This is a genomic window from Bacillus sp. FSL R9-9530 (assembly GCF_038008145.1).
In the GTDB taxonomy this organism is placed as follows: Bacteria; Bacillota; Bacilli; order Bacillales; family Bacillaceae_G; genus Bacillus_A; species Bacillus_A mycoides.
The window spans coordinates 4,005,923-4,025,582 of sequence record NZ_JBBOYO010000001.1; the positions used below are offsets into that span (position 1 = coordinate 4,005,923).

Below are 19,660 nucleotides of genomic sequence, written 5' to 3' on the forward strand. Positions count from 1 at the left end.
TTCTATTATAATTAAGAATTATTTTGTGACCACTCTTCAACATTCCAAGTTTTTGTTATCCAGCCTTCATAAAATTCTGGTTCGTGACATACAAGAAGGATTGTCCCTTTATATGCTTTCAGAGCTTTTTGAAGTTCTTCCTTTGCTGTAACATCAAGATGGTTTGTTGGCTCATCGAATAGGATCCAGTTACTTTCTTCACCCATTAACTTACATAAACGAACTTTTGCTTGTTCGCCACCACTTAATTGATTTAGCGGGCGAGAGATATGCTCATTTTTTAATCCGCATTTCGCTAACATTGCACGAATTTGATGTTGGTCCATGCTAGGGAATGTGTTCCAAACATCATCAATTGGTGTTATATTATCCGCTTTTACTTCTTGCTCAAAGTATGCAGGCTCTAAGAAGTCACCAAGACTCGTTTTACCGCTTAAAGGTTTAATTTTTCCTAAAATTGTTTTTAGTAATGTTGATTTACCGACACCATTACATCCAACGATAGCAATTTTTTCACCGCGTTCAATTGTCATTGTTAGTTTTGGTAATAATGGATGTGTATATCCGATTTCTACATCTTCACCTTCAAAGACGAAACGGCTACTTGCACGACACTCTTTAAATGAGAACTCTGGCTTAATTGCTGTTTCAGGACGATCAATACGCTCCATACGATCAAGTTGTTTTTGACGACTTTTTGCACGACCTGTCGTTGAATAACGAGCTTTGTTCTTTGCAATAAAGTCTTCCTGCTTTTTAATAAACTCTTTCTGTTTTTCATAAGCATTTATATGTTGATTTTTATTAATTTCGGCTAACTCTAGGAATTTTTCGTATGTCGCTGTATAGCGCGTCATTTTTGTAAATTCTAGATGGAAAATAACATCAACGCATTTGTTCATAAATTCCGTATCATGAGAAATTAATAAGAATGCATGTGGATATTCTTTTAAATAATTAGTTAACCAATGAATATGTTCAACGTCTAAATAGTTAGTAGGCTCATCGAGTAATAACACTTCTGGTTGCTCAAGTAATAGCTTTGCAAGTAATACTTTTGTACGTTGTCCACCACTTAGTGCTGAAACATCACGATCTAAACCGATTGCATCAATTCCAAGACCTCTTGCTGCCTCTTCGATTTTCATATCTAGTAAATAGAAACCACCTGCTTCGAGAGCATCTTGGATTTCTGCCATCTGCTCAAGAAGGTCCTCTAATTCTTCCGGTGTTGCCGTTCCCATTTTTTCTGCAACTTCATTTAAAGCTTTTTCTTTTTCAAATAAAGGTAAAAACGCGTCAGCTAATACATCACGAATTGTGCGACCAGGTGTTAAAATTGTATGCTGGTCTAAGTAACTGTAATTTGTACCAGGTGTCCATTCTACACGGCCTTCATCATGGATAAGTTGACCAGTAATAATATTCATAAATGTTGATTTACCAACACCGTTTGCACCGACTAATCCGACATGTTCTCCTGCTAGTAAACGCATGGATACATCTTTAAATAATGTGCGATCGCCAAATGTATGGCCTAGTTTTTCTACTGTTAATAAGCTCATAGTATCCTCCGTCCAACTTGAAATAGTACCTTGAATCATGATACTAAATTATTGAGTATAATGCTATCCTTTCAAAATGTATCTTTTTGTAAGAAACTCATTGTATTTTTTTGGGAAAAGGTTATAATATTAATTGAACAGTGGTCAATTAAATTGTGAGGTATGAAAAATGTCGCCAAGAAGGGCAGTTAAACAAGAATTAACGAGAGAAATGATTATGAATGTAGCAAGAGACTTATTTATAAAATTAGGTTATCAGCATACTTCAATGCGTAAAATTGCAATAGAACTAGGATATAGCCATGGTGCCATCTATTATCATTTTAAAAATAAAGCAGAGCTTTTCTATGCGATGGTAGAGCAAGATTTTCAATTGCTAAATCAAAAATTAGATGAGATTAATGATCAAAATTTACCACAAGAGGAACAATTGAAAGCTGTTTTATTTGGTTTTATTGAATTTGGTTTGCAAAATCAAAGTCATTATGAAATCATGTTTTTAATTAGAGATGATGAGTTAAAAGAATGTTTAGCAGATGGCCCAAATGTTAGTTACGAAAAATTTGCTACTGTTGTATCTTCTTTGTGTAATGAGAAGGTAAATGTAATGACAATATGGTCTGTTTTTCTATCATTACATGGGTTTGTGGCACACTATTGTGGGAATGATCAAACATTTGAAGAAGTAAAAGGATTAGCTAAAGTACACGTGGAGTTTATTTCAAAATCACTTCTTATGTAAGTGATTTTCTTTTTAATATTAATTGAACAGCGGTTAATTAATTTAGGGGGGATATATAATGAAAAAAGCTTTAGTGCTAGGAGCATCTGGATCAATGGGGTATGCAATTGTAAAAGAATTATGTAGCAGAGGAATTCATGTAGTGGCCTTTGCGAGGAATAAAGAGAAATTAGAGATATTATTTTCTGGAGAAGAAAATGTGAAAGTTGTAGCGGGAGATGTATTTATACAGGAGGATATAATGGAAGCTGCGAAAGGCGTTGATATTATATTCCATGCTGTAAACATTCCATATTCAGATTGGGAGAAGAAGCAACCAAAATTATTAAAAAATATATTAGAAGTAGCAAGGTATTACGACAGTAAGTTAGGGATAGTTGATAATATTTATGCGTATGGGAGGCAAGGGGAAGAACTTGTAGTGGAAGAAGTTAAAAAGGCACCACATACGAAGAAAGGGAAAATTCGGTTACAGCTAGAAATGATGGCAAAACAGGGAAATGTACAAATGTTTATTGCACATTTTCCTGATTTTTATGGCCCAAATGCAGAAAGTACGCTTGTTCATCATACTTTAAAAGGTGTACTTGCAAATAAGTTATCAAGCTTTGTTGGAGATAAAAAGATTGCTCGTGAATATATTTTCACACCAGACGGTGCAAAAGCAATGGTTGAATTAGCTTTACGTGATGAGGCCTATGGACAAAATTGGAACATACCGGGTTATGGTGTCATTACAGGTGAAGAGATGATTCAACATATACAAGAATTAACGGGATATACAAAACCAGTAATGACAGTAAAAAAAGGTATGATAAATTTAATCGGACTATTTGATAAGCAGATGAAAGAATTTGTGGAAATGCTATATTTGACAGAAAATCCTGTTGTATTAAGCGGAGAGAAATATGAGAGGTATATTGGGAATATACCAAAAACTTCTTATTATAATGGGCTAAAAGAAACGATTATATCTATGCAACATAAAGGTGTGTAAATATTAGTATAAAAAAAGTTACTTCTGTAGGTAGAAGTAACTTTTTTATTATGCTTTTTGTTTGACTTCACTAACTTTCTTTTCAGCTACAATAAAATGTGGTCTACGTTTTGTTTCATAATAAATGCGACCGATGTATTCACCCATAACACCTAGGAAAATGAGTTGAATACCACCAATAAATAATATAGCGGAAATTAAAGTGAAGTATCCTGGGACTTCAACACCACCAACAATAATTTGAATAAATGTAGTAATTACGTATAAAATCCCTAAAATAGTTGTTAATAATCCAAGATATATAGATAGTCTTAATGGTTTATTATTGAATGAGATAACACCATCTATTCCGTAATTTAACAATTTAGAAAAAGTCCACTTACTTTCTCCATCAGAACGTAATACATTTTCATATCCAATAATTAGTTCATTAAATCCAATCCAGGAGAATAAACCTTTTGAGAAGCGATTGTATTCGCTTAAAGATAATAGAGAATCAACAGCTCTTCTACTTAAAAGTCTAAAATCTCCAATGCCGTCTACTAGTTCAATATCTACAAACTTATTCATCACTTTATAGTATAGACGAGAAACGAAAGAGCGAACGGGTGAATCACCTGTTCTTGTTCTTTTTGCAATAACTTGGTCGTAACCTTCGTTATATCCTTCTAACATTTCTTTTATTAGTGTAGGAGGATGTTGCAAATCGGCGTCCATAATAACAACTGCATCACCTGTAGCGTATTTTAAACCAGCTAACATAGCGGCTTCTTTGCCGAAATTCCGACTAAATGATATATAATGAACAGCTGAATCTGAATTTGCCAAATCACGTAGAATATTTAATGTATCATCTTTACTACCATCATTTACAAAAACAAATTCATAATCGGTAGTTAATTTATGAATTTCTAGAGAAGTCTCTGAATAAAAGGCTCGAAGCATTTTTTCTTCATTGTAGCATGGTACGACTATTGAAAGAGTCATTTTTGACCCTCCTTGTTTATAATGGTTAAAACGTTATTTAATATTTTTTATGAAGCTATCCGTTTTGGATAGCTTCAGAATTTATTGAGTGCTCATTGCTGCTTTTTAAAAGGCAATTTTCGGCGTCCTTTTTGATTTGTAAAAACTAGTAAGGCTACACAAATAATTAGTGAAATAATTGATATAATCATACCTAATTTAAAGTAAGGTGTAACATAAGTCATTTCGATTACATGTGCTCCTTTTGTAATTGGTAAGCCAATAAAGGCAGAATTTGCTTTCGTGAATTCTGTTTCTTTTCCATCAACTTTTATAGTCCAACCTTTACTATATGGAACAGATAAATATAGTAATCCATCTTTTTTTGAGTTAATTTCACCTTTTAAATAGTTGTTTTTATAATAAATATTTTGAAGTCTATTTTCAGTTAGTTTTTTTGTTTCTTTTTGTACACCTTCGTAATTTACGATATTTGCTTGTAAGTCTTCAAGTTCGTATTCACCTGGTGCATCAATAGAAATAGTTAGTTGGTCTGGACGATCGTCTTTACCTAAATTATAAACAAATCTTTCTAAAGGATATGAGTATGCACCAGTGTCTTCACCTTTCCCCATATCTTTCCCGTTAACTACTGCATGGAATGAACCTTTATTTTTTATCTTTAATTCTACAATGAAATCTCCAGGAGTATTAGGATAATTTATAGGTACAATCATATTTCCATTGCCATGGACAATGAGTTTATTATTCTCTTTTTCCATATTTTCTAGTTGTACTTTTTCCATATTGATAGATACCGCTTTTGAATTAAGGTTCTTTTTATCAAAATGAGTTAATGAAAAGTCTTTTCCATTATTAACGACTACAGCATGTAATAATAATTGGTCACGCTGAGCGAAGTTTAATTTAGAAAATTCTTCTTCACTTATACTAGAATCATATACATACCCTAACGGTAAAGCATAGTCATTTTTGTAAATATTATATGGTCCTACTTGTTTTAATAGTTTATATCCATATGGGATATTTTTTTGATCTGTATCAGCGCTTAGTACGCGATATTTTACACCTAACATATTTTCAAGTAGTAGTCGACTATCAACTTGGAAGAACATCGAAGGAGTGTCGAACCCTTGGAATACGTTGTATTTATTTTTCATAAAGTCATGAACATAATAATTAATCAAGCTTTGGTACGTACTTGTACCATGATAACCTTGTAACATTGGTGTGTTATGGGCGCTACCTGGGTTAAGAATACGATAAAAGTCCTTATCATATTCTTGTATATAACGAATGGCAGCAATCTCATCTTTGTTATCATAGCCAGATACATGTAAAGCTTCTTTTGTAGCATTGCTTTGTCCGAAAGCGGTACTAAGTATATTATTGGCGTACATGTAATTCATGGAAATTGTACTAACGAGTACGTTCAATACAACTAAAAATTGTATGAAAGGTTTAGAAAGATAACGCCATAAACATACTGTAATGAGAGAAAGAACGATAGTTCCGATTAAAATATTGTCAACTACCTGTAAAGGTTTATCACTTACATTTATATTTACTTTTCTATAAAATGCATAAATGAATAATCCTATTGACACTAATGAACTCATTATATAAGGTAATTTATGTTCTTTCTTATGAACAATCATCCAATCTAAGATGTATGCTATAGTTTGAGCAATTACAAATACAAATAAATAAAGCCATCTATATTGCATTGCTGAGAAACCATTAAATACAGAGTATGTATACGGAAGCATAAACAGAATGAACATGAAAAATGTAAAGAATACTTTATTTTTAACAAGTTTATCACGTATAAACATTCCAAATATGATTAGGAATAAAATTAAAGCTGGTAAAGCTAATTGATGATTTTCAGCATCATATACGAAGAAGATAGTTTCCATTAGATCTTTATAAAATGTATCTTCAAAGAATAAAGGTATATCAAATTTCTTCGTTAACCGATCCGCACTAAATACCGCATTGACTGATGGAATAAAGCAAACTGCAGCCAAGCCAAGTGATAGACCGTATAATAATCCAATTTTAATATAATAGGCTAGAAAAGAGACGATTGTTTTATTTTGTTGTGTGGCAAAGTATTGGAAAAATGCGTAAATGAAAATGAAAATACTTGTAATAAAAGCAAAATAAAAGTTCGATGCTAACATTAAAGTAGTAGCTACTAAGAAAAGTACACGTTTCTTTTCTATAATATATTTATCAAGTCCCCATATTACTAATGGTAAAAATACGATGGCATCAGCCATGAAATCCCAAAGTAATGAATGGCGCATAAAAGTAATACATCCGCCATACATAATAGCAGCAATAAAAGATGAGAATATTGTTTTATTATGATAACGTAAAGAACCATACATGAATAACATAGCTAAAAAGTTTTTTAAAATACTCATGTATAATTTCATGTCATAGATTTGTTCAATATTTAATTTAGGAAGTAACAGCGTAATCCAGAAGAACGGAGCTGTACTGTAATAATAACTAAACTCTCCAAATAAATCTCCACCTAATCCATAATCAAAAGACCAAAAAAGATTACCATCTTTAAAGGCATGTTGCAGGAGAAATGTAAAGAAACCAAATTGGCTTAATGCATCACCTGTACCAGAAAAGATTTGATTAGATGTTAAAAAGAAATAATGAAAAGCAAAAGCACACAATAATAATATCGGAATAATCATTATAGTTTTCTTTGAGAAAATCTTATTGTTCGGCTTAATGCTCATAAAAATTTATAATCCTCCTTCGAAAGTTGTTACATATAAAAACACACCAATTATGAAGGTGTGTTTTTTAGTTTTAGCATAAAAAATATATATTTTTGTTGTATCATATATATTTTACAAGCATTGAGTTTCATAGTTTACTTGTAATTTAGTATAAAGCATTCTCAGAAAGTAAGTCAATTTGACATGGAATATATAGCATTTTTAACCACTGAAAATTCGAGAATAATGAAGTGCAGTCTTCAGAATTTATGTTCTGTAAATGGTGGTATATAAAAAGCCAAAAGCTTTTCCATTCTTAATAGGAAAAGCTTTTGGCTTTTAAGCGTTTTTACGAACTAATTTTTTATTTACAAATCCTAAAATCAACCCGCGTATTTGTGGATCAATTGCAAGGCCAATAATACCGTACAATATACCAGTAAGTGTTAGAGCTACCAGTGGTGGTAAGTTAATTAATACTGTGCGGTATAGGGCGTAACTGATTATAAATGCTAGTGTATTAAATACAATCCCTTTGAATAGTAATGTAAATCCTTTACGAACGAATAAAGTAAATCCGATTAATAAAGTAACCTCAGTAATGATAGCAGCTCCCGCAGCTCCCATCATTCCAAATTGGCTACCTAATACGATGTAACTTACGATAGCGACAGCTAATCCAATTCCCATCGTTGTCGCACGCTTCCACTGTTGACCAATAGTTGTTAAATTATCAGCAAGTGGATAGTTGATAGATTGTAAAATGACCATAAAGGCTAAGATTGCAAGAGCATCACCGGCTGGTGCATATTTTTCACCTAATAAAGTAACAATCCAAAAACTTGGGTCGGCGATAAATGGAATCGAAATTCCCATTCCTAAGAAAGACATAAGTTTTAATTCGAACTGAGATAGTTTTCTATGTTCATCAATATTCTTTTCATTTCCAAAAGCAAATAACTTTGGATAAAAGGCCGCTGCAATTACACCAGGTATTTGATAAAGGACAGCAGGTATTTTAGAAGCAGCTCCAAAGAATCCAACTTGCTCATACGTTGAAACTTTTTCTAATATAATGGGCCCTAACTGTGGTAAGAGCATAATGATAATGCCATTGATTGTGAAAATGAGCAATTGATCTAAAATACCTTTATCCCAGCCCTTATGAACTGTTGTATGGCGAATTACCATTATAAAGGCGATGAGTCCTGTTACGAGACTGGATATCCCGTACATGGCAGCAACCATCATAAGTGACCATTTAAAGGACATTCCTAGTAGAAGAGCAGCTGCGGCTGTTACACCTTGTATTACAGAAATAATCGCTGTAAATTGCATGCGTTCTGTTACTTGGAAGTAAGCCATCCCAACACCTTGTAAAGTGGCTCCAAACATTGTCGGCAGTACAACCCAATATACCATCGCACGTAAGTAAGCATCAGGATAGAAGAACTGAGCGAAAATAGCGAAGAGCACAGAAATTACGATAGCTAATACTAAACGAATACGTAAATAACTACTAATTAGTACGCTAATGTTAGCGTTGCTTCTCGTTCCTTCACGCATAAATGTATGTGTCAAACCTGCATCTGTAAAATAACAAATAACAGCGGAAACTGCTAAAGCAGTTGTAAACATCCCATACTCCTTTGGTGAAACATATCTTGCAAAGAAAATGGTCGCAATAGCAAGTACAAATCGAACAGTAATATTTCCTACAAATAGGTAGGAGGCGTTTTTAAGGATTTTATTTGTTTTCATGGAACAAGACCTTTCTATTTTTCAGGACGCACTTCGTCCTATTTGTAAATTTGATTTGTTTACGGAAAGTATGTTTAAAAACGTATTCTTTATTTAAGAAAACATAAACTTTATTCGTACAAACCAAAGCATTGCGTATAGCTTTTTGCTTCGTTTTCCATTTTTCGAATAAATTTTGCGACAATATTTATTTATATCGCCCTTGATTAATTGAACTTGTGATTTATCTAACTTAGAGCTTCCTTTAATGTATATACAAGCATTGTTAATGACTGTATATGGGAATAGATAAGTTTCAAGGATTTCAATAAGTTCTGTAGAATCATTCACGATCAAGTCTTTTGATTTATTATGAACCCAATCCTTCATGCGATTAAATACTTCTAATTCTTTTGCTGTTTTTAATTCATAATCTTTATACTTTGAAGAAAGATTTCCTTCGGATAAGATTCGATAATATGTTAAATATTCATCTACATAGCATACATTTGTTACACTCATTAATTTAAATAGAAATTCTAAGTCTTCTCCCCAGCTACATCCTGGTGTGAAACGAATATTATGATCCATCACGATAGATCTTTTGAAAATCCAAGTGCTCGTCTGAGCAACAACTTGATGCGTTAAGAAAGCTTTTGTCATATCACCTTTAATAAAGTTTGTCGTGTGCTCAACTTTTTCACCAGTCTCTTCGTAAAAGTTCATATAGCCACAATAACAAGCGTTCATGTTGTTTTTATGCATGCTTTCAACTTGTTTTTCGATTTTTGTTGGATTCCATAAATCATCACTATCAAGAAAAGCAACATATTCTCCGCTAGCATTTTCAATTCCTGTATTACGAGCAACAGAAACACCTTGATTTTCTTGAGGGACGTATTTTATTTGTCCTGGGTACTTTTGTACAAGATTTTTTACGATAGAAGGTGATTGATCTTTGCTTCCATCATCTACAATTACAATTTCAATGTTTTTATATGTTTGATCTAGTATTGATTGCATCGTTTCTTCAATATATTTTTCCGTATTATACAGAGGTATGACAACGGAAACGAGTTGTTTTTGTTCCATCATAGAGTTTTTATCTCCTCAAATTTTTTATGTTTTGTACCATATATACAAGCCTTTTGAAAGGAAGAAGACTACAAGAACATCTGTATAAGTTTAACGCATATAAACTTTGTAAATCAACTTTCTATTGTGGTATCTCTTATAATTAGAAAGAAATAATTTGAAATGATAAAAGCTCCTGAATTTTTCAAGCAAAATTCAGGAGCTTTTATATATTAGTATTTAGTTAGGAAGTTATTCTTTATCTGTTATCTTTAATTTTTGTTTTAATAATGCATAATCTTGCGTTAATGTTACAAGTTGATGGTGTAATTTGGAGATTTTTCTCGTCAGGTCAAAAATTAGGATAAAACAGAATAATAGTCCGAATAAGAATAAAATGGACGGAGGATATTCTACTTTTAATAGTTTTCCAATCCAATTTATAATTTTATCCGTAGAACTTAAAATAGCCATTGCAACACAAACGAAAATCCATAAAATAGCATATTTTGTTTCTAAAGTCCCACGACGAATGGAATTAATAATTAAGAAGAATAGTAATAAAATAAAGATAAATGAAAAGGTAATTATATGCATTTATTATCAACCTTTCACGATTTTTTGCATCAATATAGCAAGACTTACCTTAACCATGTAATATGCAGATTTAAGGGGAGTGATGGAAGATTGTCCACCTTGTCGCTCTTGCATATTTACAGATATTTCATTAATGCGGAGTTTTTTCTTTTTTAAATGAATAAGGACTTCTGGCTCCGGATAATCTTTTGGATAATTGTGTGCAAAAATCTTAATTACTTCTCGATTGATAGCACGATACCCAGAAGTTGGATCCATAAATGTTTGTTTTGTTAGTACTTTCAATAGAGCGGTAAAATAAAAAATACCGATTCTTCGGGAAATACTACCTTTATATGCTGTTTTTTCTGTAAAACGTGAACCCAGCACCATATCGCATTGATCCTCGGCAATAGGCTGTATGATTTTGTATAAATCATCAGGATTATGTTGTCCATCAGCATCGAACTGAATCGCAATATCATATCCGTTCTCATAAGCGTATTTATATCCAGTTTGTACAGCTGAACCGATACCTAGATTATATGGTAAATTAACGAGATGAACAGGGAAATCTTTTACGATTTGAGCTGTTTTATCTTTTGATCCATCATTAATAACGCAAATGCTTAATGCTGTAAAATGCTGTTTTAGTTCTAATAATCTTGTTAATGTATCTGTAATTGCTTCTTCCTCGTTATACGCTGGAATAATAATTAACGTTTTTGGTATTGAAATTGGTACCTCAATAGACATTATCGCACCATCCCTTATATACTTAATCGTATTATGGTTATTTTTAAACGAACATTATTTAATATACCATTAATAGCATAACAAAATAAAGGAAAAGCTGATGGGTGATTTTAGGAAACAGGCATCGAATAAAAACGCTAAGGTGTAACACTTTATTATAATAAAAAATACATGCAAGGAAGAAAAAACCTGTGCATGTATAATATAAAATCCTAATGTTACATATTCCAAGGCTTACTTAAAGTTAACACTTCAGCCATTTCTTTACTTTTCAAACGTCCTTTTTTTCTATTTTCTGCACGCTCTGAACCAGTTGTATGTAGCCAATGTTCTTCCTCTGTTTCAGGAATTACTTGTGGTACAGATGAAGGTTTTCCGTCTTTTAATGCGACAAATGTAATGAAACACGTTGCGGCCATTCTACGCTCGCCTGCTAGTAGATCCTCTGCAATTACTTTTACGAAAACTTCCATTGAAGATTTTCCTGTATAACATACGAATGCTTCATAACAAACAGAATCTGCTTGGTGAATTGGAGTTAAAAAATCAACGGAATCGATAGATGCTGTTACGCAATGTTTGCGGCTGTGTCTCGCAGCTGCAATTGAAGCTATACTATCAATTTCTGCTAATAATTTCCCCCCGAAAAGTGTTTGGTGATTATTTAAATCGTTAGGAAAAACACGTGTTGTTTTAATTGCTTTTGATTCTCGCATGAATTTCTTTTCCATATATTCATCCCCTATTTTCTGTTTTCAATCAGAGTGACATGTGTAAGTGGAGTACCCATATTAGATATTTAATGAAGTAAAGTGTTCCAAAAGAGGATTATCCCACTATTTGCGGGCTAATAGTCAGTGGGGGATGAACAAAACCCCCGTGGATTAAAGTTTCACTTTATTGAAATTTCTGTATTTGTATTCATGTAACTGAAAGAAAATTTATCATATATAAAATGTAGTGTAAAAGAGGATTCGCTTACATTGCAAGTGAAAAAGTAATGACTATGTATTTGTCATAGAAATTCCCTATTAACCTTGTGCTTATTCATGATAGAATCGTTTTGTTATGAATGGAAGTAGAGGTGCAATGGACATATGAATCATATAAGAACAAATTTTTCGTCTTTCTTCAGTAAAATAATGATTGGTGCGATGCTCGCATTTTTTGTCTATAGTTGTTGGTCGGCTTTTGAAACAAGTAAGCAATTTTTTGGAGGAAGTACAACAAGTATAACAATTGTATTAGTGATTTTTGTTATTCTTATTTTGTTAGTAGCATCAATTTTGCAATATCGTTTTACAGATAAACAATTTCTTGTTTTTCTTATAAGCATATCTATAGTTGTAAGACTTATCACAGTTCTATTTGTAGATGTTCCAATGATAGGTGATATGAAGGCTATGTATGAGTCTGCAAAGCAGATTGCAATTGGCAATAATATAGAAAATATAGCACAGTTACCTTTTATTATTTATGAATCGATCATCATTCGTATATTTGGTGATATGGTATTCGCTTTACAATTATTTAATATTTTATTTTGTACAGGAACTGCATTTTTCATTTATCGCATTGCGTCAATGGTCTTTGGAGAAGAGTGTGGTCGTATTGCATCAATGTTTTACGCTTTATATATTCCAAATATATTTATGAGTTCTGTATTAACGGCGGAATCACTCGCAATATTTTTATTTTATTGTGCTTGTTACATATTTTTATATAAGGGATTAGACCATCCTTATATGTGGGTAATTTCAGCCATTTTATTTGCGCTTAGCAATATGATTTTCCCAATGGGGTTATTTTTACCTATTTTTATAGTTGTATATGTGCTGTTAATTGAATTATTTCAATCAGCAACGAAACAAAAATTACTATTAAAAATGATGGGAATACTTATTCTGTTTTATAGTACTCATTTTGGTGTGAGCTATGGTATCAAGATGATGGGAATGTCACAGTATACGATTTCTAATCAGACTTATGTTCAATCTGTTTTAATTGGAAAAAGTCAAAATGAAGAAAAAACATCCAAAAATAAAAGTGTAAAAGAGCACATTGATCAAGAGTTAAAAGAAATGGAAGTAGAAAGATTTAAACTGTTAAAACCAGTTATTAACCAGCTTTCAGACGAGGGAATAAATTCTATTATTTTTAAATGTGAAAAGCTTATATATATAGTGGTGACATTATTTATGGCCATAGCTTTATTACATTTTCTAATTAGGAAACAGCAAAATGAAGGATATATGTTGTTTGTATTATTAATTACCGGATACGTGTCGTTAAGGCTCTTCCGAGTAGATATGGCATATTATAATATTATTATGCCAGCTTTGTTTATTTTACAAAGCTTTGGTGTTTATATGAGTTATTTTTATTGCCAAAAAATATTTTTCAGAAAATAAAAGAATCCATTTTGGATTCTTTTTTTGTAGATGGATGATAAGGATGAATGCAAAGCGGAGATGACGAATCTCCACTTTGTATCGATTCGTCTTATCGGTTTAGTTCTAGTTGTAAATTATCCGCTGTTAAGGCCATTGTTGAGGAATCGTCTTGAATACTCTTCATTACTTGTGAGATAGTCTCTAATTCATTTTCAATTTTTTTATTTTGTTCTTTAGAGTTAGACATATCTTTTACGATTTCTTGGAAATATTGATCTGTCGCATGCATACTATCTGTCCCTTCAGATACGAGAGAGCTTATTTGTTCAACGGAAGAAGAGACGTGTATAATTTGTTCATTAGTTTTTTCAACGAGTTTTGTAACGTTGGAAATTGATTCTTTCGTTTGCTCTGATAACTTTCGGATTTCTCCCGCTACGACTGAAAAACCTTTACCAAATTCGCCAGCACGTGCAGATTCAATAGCAGCATTTAATGCTAGTAAGTTTGTTTGCTCGGCAATTGATTTTACAATATCAATGATTTCGTTAATTTTGTTAGAAATATCAAGAAGTTCATGAGTATCAGTAATGATAGTTTCCATATTCGTTTGGATGCTTTCCATTCGTTTGTTTTGCAAATTTAATTGTTCTTTTCCTTTATTGGCCTTTTCTTCTGATGTCGTAGCTAATGATGTACCTGTTTTTGCAATTCCTACGATACTTTCTGATTTAGATGTTAACTGTTGAATAGAAGAGCTTGTTTTTTCAGATACTGCCGCTAGTTCTGTTGCAATATGTGTAATCGTCATAGTTGTCAGTTCTTTTTCTTTTTCATGTTCTTTTTGGATTCTTTCATATTCGGATTCATAAGCTGCAATAACAAGTTCTTGTTCTAATGTGAATAATTTATTTATTACGTTTATAGAATAAGAAAAATCGTCTATCGTTGAAATTTTCGTTTGCAAAATCTTTATGACGGAGCGAAATAATTCTTGATAAGCAGCGGTATACCATTTTCTATGTAAACCAATTTGTACGTGCCTTTTTGCAATTTTAACACGTTGTTTAATAAAATCTTCATTCATATTCCCGCTGAACAATTCTTTAATATGTGTCTTTAAAGTTTGTTTTAATTTGGGAATAGAGCTGTAGCGTTCAATAACAGCAATTAAATTAGGTTGTTTTGTGATGTTGGTGTAGAATTTTTCTGTTATCCAATCTATTTCCTCATAAATAAATGGCTGTAATACTTTAACAATTTGTAAATCTTCCTTTGAAATATGTAGCATATCCATTTGAGTTTTTAGTTCAGAATTAGCAGGCACGTTAAATATGATTTGTTGGCCTTTGCTTAATTCAATTATACTGGTGTTTGTTTTATTTTTTTTAAAAACCCCAAGCATCATTCTTCCCCCTGTTTATAAAACGTTTTCATTTTTTATTCTAATGTAATTATATATTTTTATATACAATTACTCTATAGTATATGGAATTGTATATAAATTAAGAGAATTCTATGTAGAATTCTCTTAATGGCCTTTATTAATTTTTGCATGTGTTTTAAAGAAAACTGGGAAATGTACATTATATATTACGGTGACTACACGAATAACGAATGTTACTAATAAACAGACATAGAAAGCTAATATGTGTGCCCCCATTGCATGTGTAATTAAGAAACTAACTGCTCCTAGAATAGAAGCAATTGCATATATCTCTTTTCGGAATACATACGGGATATCTTGAGCGCAAATGTCACGTAAAATACCGCCCCCAATACCTGTAATAACTCCCATTGAAACGACTAAAAACGAGGCGTCAACGTGATGTGACATTGCTGCATTTGCACCAATAGCTGTAAATACCCCTAAACCAACAGCATCAGAAAGCATAATAACGACTTGAAGTTTATTAATGCGCTCAAAAAACATACATGTGAATAATGCTGATAGTACACTTACGAAAAAGTAAATGGGTTTTACAAATGCGACAGGAGGCAGGTTACCAATCATAATATCACGAATAATACCGCCGCCGAGCGCAGTAGCTACAGCTAAACAAAGGACACCAAATAAATCTAGATCTTTTTTTAAACCAACTAATGTACCAGAAATGGCAGCGGCGATAATGCCAAGAAACGTAAATATATCGATTAATAACATGGCTTTAATTCCTTCCTCTTAAAGATGTTCCAGAGAAAAAATATACACTAAAGTTTTGGAAATAACAATTACTTTTCGCTACATGTAGAAAAATGGATGAAATAGCTAAAGAAAGCGTTTGAAAATGCTTGATAAGTAGCAATAAAGTAAAGCGAAAAAGTGTGGAAAGATTAATAGTATAGTTTTTTGATGTAGCTTAGTTGGAGGGATGGTACAATAAGATAAGTCTGATTTGTACATTTGTATAAAATGATAAAGAAATATTTCTGTACGGTCGAAAATAAGTGCATATGTGTTAGATAGTTTTTATAGGGAGAGGGAAGGATAGCTAAAGGACAATGTTTTCGGTTACTAATAATGCTGGACTTGACTAGTTTCGGCATGAAAAATAGTTCTCAATTTAAATATGAGTTATGTTATAATTGCTAGGTGTGTTTAAACAGTAGAAAACTATGATTAAAAGATAATGTGAAGATTTTGTATGGAGGTCTTGGAATGTTAGCAAATCAAGCTAGGGTTAGATTTGAGCATTTTTTGCTCTTTTTTATTATTTTACAGCCTGTTTTAGATTTATTAACGTCTCTTAGCATTGAGTTATTAAAAGTAAATGCGACAGTTGGAATTATGGTCAGATTCCTCATTATGGCAATGGGCGGTATCTATATTTTAATTCAGGCAAAAGAAAGAGAAAATAGGAAGTTTTTGATTTATCTTGTATTACTAGGAGCTGCATTAGGAATAGGGTTTATTAATAACAAGTTAATCAAGAGTCCTATTGTACTCGCAGAAGAAGTTAAATTCATTGGAAAAGCATTGTATATATATATTATGCTTGGTTCATACATTTTAGCTTTAAAATCACTAAAGAAAACAGTAAATATTAGCGATAAAGTTAGAAATAACATTATGTATTCAACATTAATTATTAGTGCTGTTATGGTTATTTCTATTACGACAGGTACAGATTTCGGTAGTTATGAATGGATGAAAGTTGGTTCCCGAGGGTGGTTCTATGCAGGTAATGAACTAGGGTCAATCTTAGCTATTATTTTCCCTATTGTGGTACTATATTCTATTCAAAAAACAAAGAGCGTGAAACACGTTTTATATTGGATTCCATCGCTTTTAATGATTTACTCGTTAATTCAAGTTGGTACGAAAGTAGGGATGGGCTCAATTGGTGCTACGTTAGCAGCAGCAATCGGGATTATCGTACTACAATTATTATTTGATAGAAGAAATCCAAACAAAAGGTCTCTTGTACTTAATGGATTAATTGCTATTTTCCTATTAGCTGGTGTTGTTGGAACGTTTAAAATGACGCCATTAGCACAAAATATGGGTATTCATAACAACTATTTATCAGAACAAAATGTAGCGCAGCAAGATCAAAAAGAAAAAGAAATTAAAGAGAAAATTAAAAAAGAAGAAAAACAACATAAAGTTGAGAAACCAGAAGAAAAGGCGAAGGTAGAAGCTGAAGTTAAGAAAGAGCTTGAGAAAGAGCAAAAGAAAGAAAATCAAGAAAATCTTATTTTCAGTGGACGTCAAGTATATGAAGAGCGACATAAGCAGTTCTTTAAAGAAGCGCCAATGTCACAAAAATTATTTGGAATGGGTTACGCAGGTAACTTTAAGTATAATGAACAAAAAGAGCCAGATCCGAAGCTAATCGAAATGGACTTCCATGATTGGTTTTATGATTTCGGAATTATTGGTTTTGCGTTAATGATGATTCCATTTATTTATTACGGCGTAAGAATCCTACTAGCATTTGTTACAAGATTTAAGGAAATATTTAATGTGAAATATGGAATGATTACAGCAAGCTTAGTATTAGCATTAGGTATTGCATATATTGCAGGACATATTTTGACAGCACCAGGAGTAGGGATTTACTTTGTAGTGGTGTTAGCTTGTCTAATTGTAGATTTAGAAATTGAATGATAAAAATAAAAGCTAACTTTTGTTAGCTTTTATTTTTTAGTACAGTAAAATAAAGATAGATGGAAATGTAGCGAGGATTTAAAGGAGGAAAAAATATGAGGATATTGCATATGAATGCAGGGGCAGAAGATGGTGGAGGAAAAACACATATTATTTCACTGCTCGATCAGTTTCCGGATGGTGAAGTAGAATTAGCAGTATTTGAAGATGGAATTGTTGCGAAAGAAGCAAGAGAGCTAGGAATAAAAGTTCATGTGTTTTCACAAAAATCTCGCTATGATTTATCCATTTTAAAGAACATAAGTGAATTCATTAATAAAGAAAAATTTGATGTAGTTCATACACACGGTCCTAGGGCGAATTTCTTTGTTTCTCTAATGAAGAAGAAATTCGCGGCAAAATGGGTTACGACAATTCATAGTGATCCATTTCAAGACTTTACTAAACAAGGCTTAAAAGGCTGGATTTTTACTAAATTAAATTTGAAAGCTTTAAAAAATATAGATTTGTTTTTTGTTGTAACGAATAGGTTGAAAAAAAGCTTAGCCGCATTAGGTATTTCAAATGAAAAGATGCATGTTATCTATAACGGGATTGAATATGATCAGGAAAAAGCAGATGGCTATAATAAAAAGGAAATGTTTAATATTGATGAAGATGTGTTTACGGCAATCCAAGTAGCGCGTTTGCATCCTGTTAAAGGACATGAAGTTTTATTCGATGCGTTACAACAAACGAAATTGGAGAAAATTAAAGTGTTATTAGTTGGTGACGGGCCGTTAGAAAGAGAACTAAAGGCGTTAGCTACTGAAAAAGGGATTAATGATAAAGTTGAATTTTTAGGGCATCGTCAAGATGTGAAACAATTATTTGCTTCATCACATGTCAATTTGTTAACTTCCCATAGCGAAGGATTTCCATTAGTTTTATTAGAAGCGGCAAATCAACGTGTACCATCAATTGTGACTAGAGCTGGAGAAATCGAACCGTTAATTGCAGATGAAACTTATGGGTGGATTGTACCAACTGGTGATGGAAAAGCATTGGCATCGGCATTAGAAGAGGCGTATGATAAGTGGAAAACTGGAGAGTTATCAGTAATGGGCAAGCATATTTATGAGCATGCTACTATGAACTTCTCACTTCAAAAATTATATGAAGATACGAAAGAAACATATAAGCAATTAATAGCGAAAAACTTTTAATGATAGAGAGGATAGTTAAATATGGCAGTACAAACGGTTGATATTCTAGGTGTTCCTTTCTCTACAATGACAATGGATGAAACGGTCCAATATTTAAAGGAACAACTAGAATTGGAGCAAACTCATACTTTTCAGGTAGTAACAGCAAATCCTGAAATTGTTATGTGTGCAAAAAAGGATGAAGAGTTCCATAAAACATTACTAAATACCGATTTAATTACACCTGATGGTATTGGGGTTGTAAAAGCAAGTGGTATGCTTGGTACACCTGTAAAAGAACGTGTAGCAGGTTTTGATTTAATGTGTAATTTATTTGCGAAGTTATCAGAAGAGAATAAACCAGTATCTGTTTTCTTATTAGGTGCAAAACCACATGTTGTACAAGCCGCGGCTGATCATTTAACGAAGACATATTCGGCTGCATCTATCGTGGGGATACAAGATGGATATTTTAAACAAGAAGAAGAAGAGAATATTGTTTCACGTATTCAAGAGGCAAAACCAGATCTATTACTTGTTGCACTTGGCTTTCCAAGACAAGAAAACTTTATCCAAAACAATAAGCATCGTTTAGAAACGAAAATGGCTGTTGGAGTAGGCGGTAGTTTAGATGTGTGGGCTGGAGAGGTAAAACGTGCGCCAAAATGGATTCAATCTATTCATTTAGAGTGGTTTTACAGATTATGTAGTAATCCAACACGTTGGCGTCGTCAGTTAGTATTAGCTGAATTTTTAAAAGAAGTAATGCGTTCAAAAAAGTAGCGGAA

At 32.4% G+C, this 19,660-nt stretch carries 16 protein-coding genes and 1 pseudogene; 6 read left to right on the forward strand and 11 right to left on the reverse strand.

Translation table 11 applies throughout. From position 1 onward, the window contains the following. Positions 1–11: 11 nt before the first annotated feature. Entirely contained in the window at positions 12–1,565 is a 1,554-nt protein-coding gene (locus MKX66_RS20160; RefSeq protein WP_002143940.1) for an ABC-F family ATP-binding cassette domain-containing protein, read from the reverse strand. A 169-nt stretch (positions 1,566–1,734) separates the two neighbouring features. On the opposite strand from MKX66_RS20160, the gene MKX66_RS20165 reads away from it, so the two are divergent. Both MKX66_RS20165 and MKX66_RS20170 read left to right on the forward strand, forming a co-directional pair. Beyond that, complete coding sequence (locus MKX66_RS20165; protein WP_016102336.1) at positions 1,735–2,307, forward strand: TetR/AcrR family transcriptional regulator; 573 nt, start codon at positions 1,735–1,737, stop codon at positions 2,305–2,307. A 58-nt stretch (positions 2,308–2,365) separates the two neighbouring features. Continuing rightward, entirely contained in the window at positions 2,366–3,304 is a 939-nt protein-coding gene (locus MKX66_RS20170; RefSeq protein ID WP_137075970.1) for an SDR family NAD(P)-dependent oxidoreductase, read from the forward strand. Positions 3,305–3,352: 48 nt separating this feature from the next. Here MKX66_RS20170 and MKX66_RS20175 read toward each other — a convergent pair whose 3' ends face one another. From MKX66_RS20175 to MKX66_RS20205, 7 genes are all read right to left on the reverse strand, one after another. Further along, positions 3,353–4,291, reverse strand: a complete 939-nt coding sequence (locus MKX66_RS20175; RefSeq protein ID WP_088040509.1) for a glycosyltransferase family 2 protein — start codon at positions 4,289–4,291, stop codon at positions 3,353–3,355. A gap of 92 nt (positions 4,292–4,383) precedes the next feature. Then, positions 4,384–7,056, reverse strand: a complete 2,673-nt coding sequence (locus MKX66_RS20180) for a YfhO family protein (RefSeq protein WP_341086953.1) — start codon at positions 7,054–7,056, stop codon at positions 4,384–4,386. A gap of 321 nt (positions 7,057–7,377) precedes the next feature. Continuing rightward, a complete protein-coding gene (locus MKX66_RS20185) occupies positions 7,378–8,799 on the reverse strand; it encodes an oligosaccharide flippase family protein (RefSeq protein WP_088040507.1) in 1,422 nt (473 codons plus the stop codon). A gap of 93 nt (positions 8,800–8,892) precedes the next feature. Next, complete coding sequence (locus tag MKX66_RS20190) at positions 8,893–9,873, reverse strand: glycosyltransferase family 2 protein (RefSeq protein ID WP_088040506.1); 981 nt, start codon at positions 9,871–9,873, stop codon at positions 8,893–8,895. A gap of 231 nt (positions 9,874–10,104) precedes the next feature. Beyond that, on the reverse strand, positions 10,105–10,449 hold the full coding sequence (locus tag MKX66_RS20195) for a DUF2304 domain-containing protein (protein WP_002016417.1): 345 nt from the start codon (positions 10,447–10,449) through the stop codon (positions 10,105–10,107). 6 nt (positions 10,450–10,455) lie between these two features. Next, positions 10,456–11,184 carry a glycosyltransferase family 2 protein gene (locus tag MKX66_RS20200; RefSeq protein WP_002143936.1) on the reverse strand — a complete coding sequence of 243 codons (729 nt, stop codon included), beginning with the start codon at positions 11,182–11,184 and terminating at the stop codon, positions 10,456–10,458. Between the two features lie 218 nt (positions 11,185–11,402). After that, positions 11,403–11,915, reverse strand: a complete 513-nt coding sequence (locus MKX66_RS20205; RefSeq protein ID WP_000412118.1) for an acyl-CoA thioesterase — start codon at positions 11,913–11,915, stop codon at positions 11,403–11,405. 366 nt (positions 11,916–12,281) lie between these two features. On the opposite strand from MKX66_RS20205, the gene MKX66_RS20210 reads away from it, so the two are divergent. Continuing rightward, positions 12,282–13,595 carry a glycosyltransferase family 39 protein gene (locus MKX66_RS20210; protein ID WP_341086958.1) on the forward strand — a complete coding sequence of 438 codons (1,314 nt, stop codon included), beginning with the start codon at positions 12,282–12,284 and terminating at the stop codon, positions 13,593–13,595. 91 nt (positions 13,596–13,686) lie between these two features. On the opposite strand, the gene MKX66_RS30915 is transcribed toward MKX66_RS20210, so the two are convergent. The 3 genes and pseudogenes from MKX66_RS30915 to MKX66_RS20220 all read right to left on the reverse strand — a co-directional run bounded on the left by MKX66_RS30915 (position 13,687) and on the right by MKX66_RS20220 (position 15,741). Further along, entirely contained in the window at positions 13,687–14,388 is a 702-nt protein-coding gene (locus MKX66_RS30915) for a methyl-accepting chemotaxis protein (protein ID WP_002184479.1), read from the reverse strand. 102 nt (positions 14,389–14,490) lie between these two features. After that, positions 14,491–14,985, reverse strand: a pseudogene (locus tag MKX66_RS30920) (protoglobin family protein); the annotation flags it as partial. 123 nt (positions 14,986–15,108) lie between these two features. Further along, entirely contained in the window at positions 15,109–15,741 is a 633-nt protein-coding gene (locus MKX66_RS20220) for a trimeric intracellular cation channel family protein (protein WP_002034964.1), read from the reverse strand. Positions 15,742–16,236: 495 nt separating this feature from the next. On the opposite strand from MKX66_RS20220, the gene MKX66_RS20225 reads away from it, so the two are divergent. The 3 genes from MKX66_RS20225 to MKX66_RS20235 all read left to right on the forward strand — a co-directional run bounded on the left by MKX66_RS20225 (position 16,237) and on the right by MKX66_RS20235 (position 19,655). Next, on the forward strand, positions 16,237–17,688 hold the full coding sequence (locus tag MKX66_RS20225) for an O-antigen ligase family protein (RefSeq protein ID WP_341086961.1): 1,452 nt from the start codon (positions 16,237–16,239) through the stop codon (positions 17,686–17,688). 95 nt (positions 17,689–17,783) lie between these two features. Further along, on the forward strand, positions 17,784–18,893 hold the full coding sequence (locus MKX66_RS20230) for a glycosyltransferase family 4 protein (RefSeq protein ID WP_113733709.1): 1,110 nt from the start codon (positions 17,784–17,786) through the stop codon (positions 18,891–18,893). Positions 18,894–18,914: 21 nt separating this feature from the next. Further along, positions 18,915–19,655, forward strand: a complete 741-nt coding sequence (locus tag MKX66_RS20235) for a WecB/TagA/CpsF family glycosyltransferase (RefSeq protein ID WP_002016406.1) — start codon at positions 18,915–18,917, stop codon at positions 19,653–19,655. Positions 19,656–19,660 lie beyond the last annotated feature (5 nt).

Coding starts and splice junctions, on each gene's coding strand:
- MKX66_RS20190 (WP_088040506.1), bottom strand. CDS start 9,873: ATGATGGAACAAAAACAACTCGTTTCCGTTGTCATACCTCTGTATAAT.
- MKX66_RS30915 (WP_002184479.1), bottom strand. CDS start 14,388: ATGACGATTACACATATTGCAACAGAACTAGCGGCAGTATCTGAAAAA.
- MKX66_RS20205 (WP_000412118.1), bottom strand. CDS start 11,915: ATGGAAAAGAAATTCATGCGAGAATCAAAAGCAATTAAAACAACACGT.
- MKX66_RS20235 (WP_002016406.1), top strand. CDS start 18,915: ATGGCAGTACAAACGGTTGATATTCTAGGTGTTCCTTTCTCTACAATG.
- MKX66_RS20170 (WP_137075970.1), top strand. CDS start 2,366: ATGAAAAAAGCTTTAGTGCTAGGAGCATCTGGATCAATGGGGTATGCA.
- MKX66_RS20180 (WP_341086953.1), bottom strand. CDS start 7,056: ATGAGCATTAAGCCGAACAATAAGATTTTCTCAAAGAAAACTATAATG.
- MKX66_RS20225 (WP_341086961.1), top strand. CDS start 16,237: ATGTTAGCAAATCAAGCTAGGGTTAGATTTGAGCATTTTTTGCTCTTT.
- MKX66_RS20175 (WP_088040509.1), bottom strand. CDS start 4,291: ATGACTCTTTCAATAGTCGTACCATGCTACAATGAAGAAAAAATGCTT.
- MKX66_RS20200 (WP_002143936.1), bottom strand. CDS start 11,184: ATGTCTATTGAGGTACCAATTTCAATACCAAAAACGTTAATTATTATT.
- MKX66_RS20230 (WP_113733709.1), top strand. CDS start 17,784: ATGAGGATATTGCATATGAATGCAGGGGCAGAAGATGGTGGAGGAAAA.
- MKX66_RS20165 (WP_016102336.1), top strand. CDS start 1,735: ATGTCGCCAAGAAGGGCAGTTAAACAAGAATTAACGAGAGAAATGATT.
- MKX66_RS20160 (WP_002143940.1), bottom strand. CDS start 1,565: ATGAGCTTATTAACAGTAGAAAAACTAGGCCATACATTTGGCGATCGC.
- MKX66_RS20185 (WP_088040507.1), bottom strand. CDS start 8,799: ATGAAAACAAATAAAATCCTTAAAAACGCCTCCTACCTATTTGTAGGA.
- MKX66_RS20210 (WP_341086958.1), top strand. CDS start 12,282: ATGAATCATATAAGAACAAATTTTTCGTCTTTCTTCAGTAAAATAATG.
- MKX66_RS20220 (WP_002034964.1), bottom strand. CDS start 15,741: ATGTTATTAATCGATATATTTACGTTTCTTGGCATTATCGCCGCTGCC.
- MKX66_RS20195 (WP_002016417.1), bottom strand. CDS start 10,449: ATGCATATAATTACCTTTTCATTTATCTTTATTTTATTACTATTCTTC.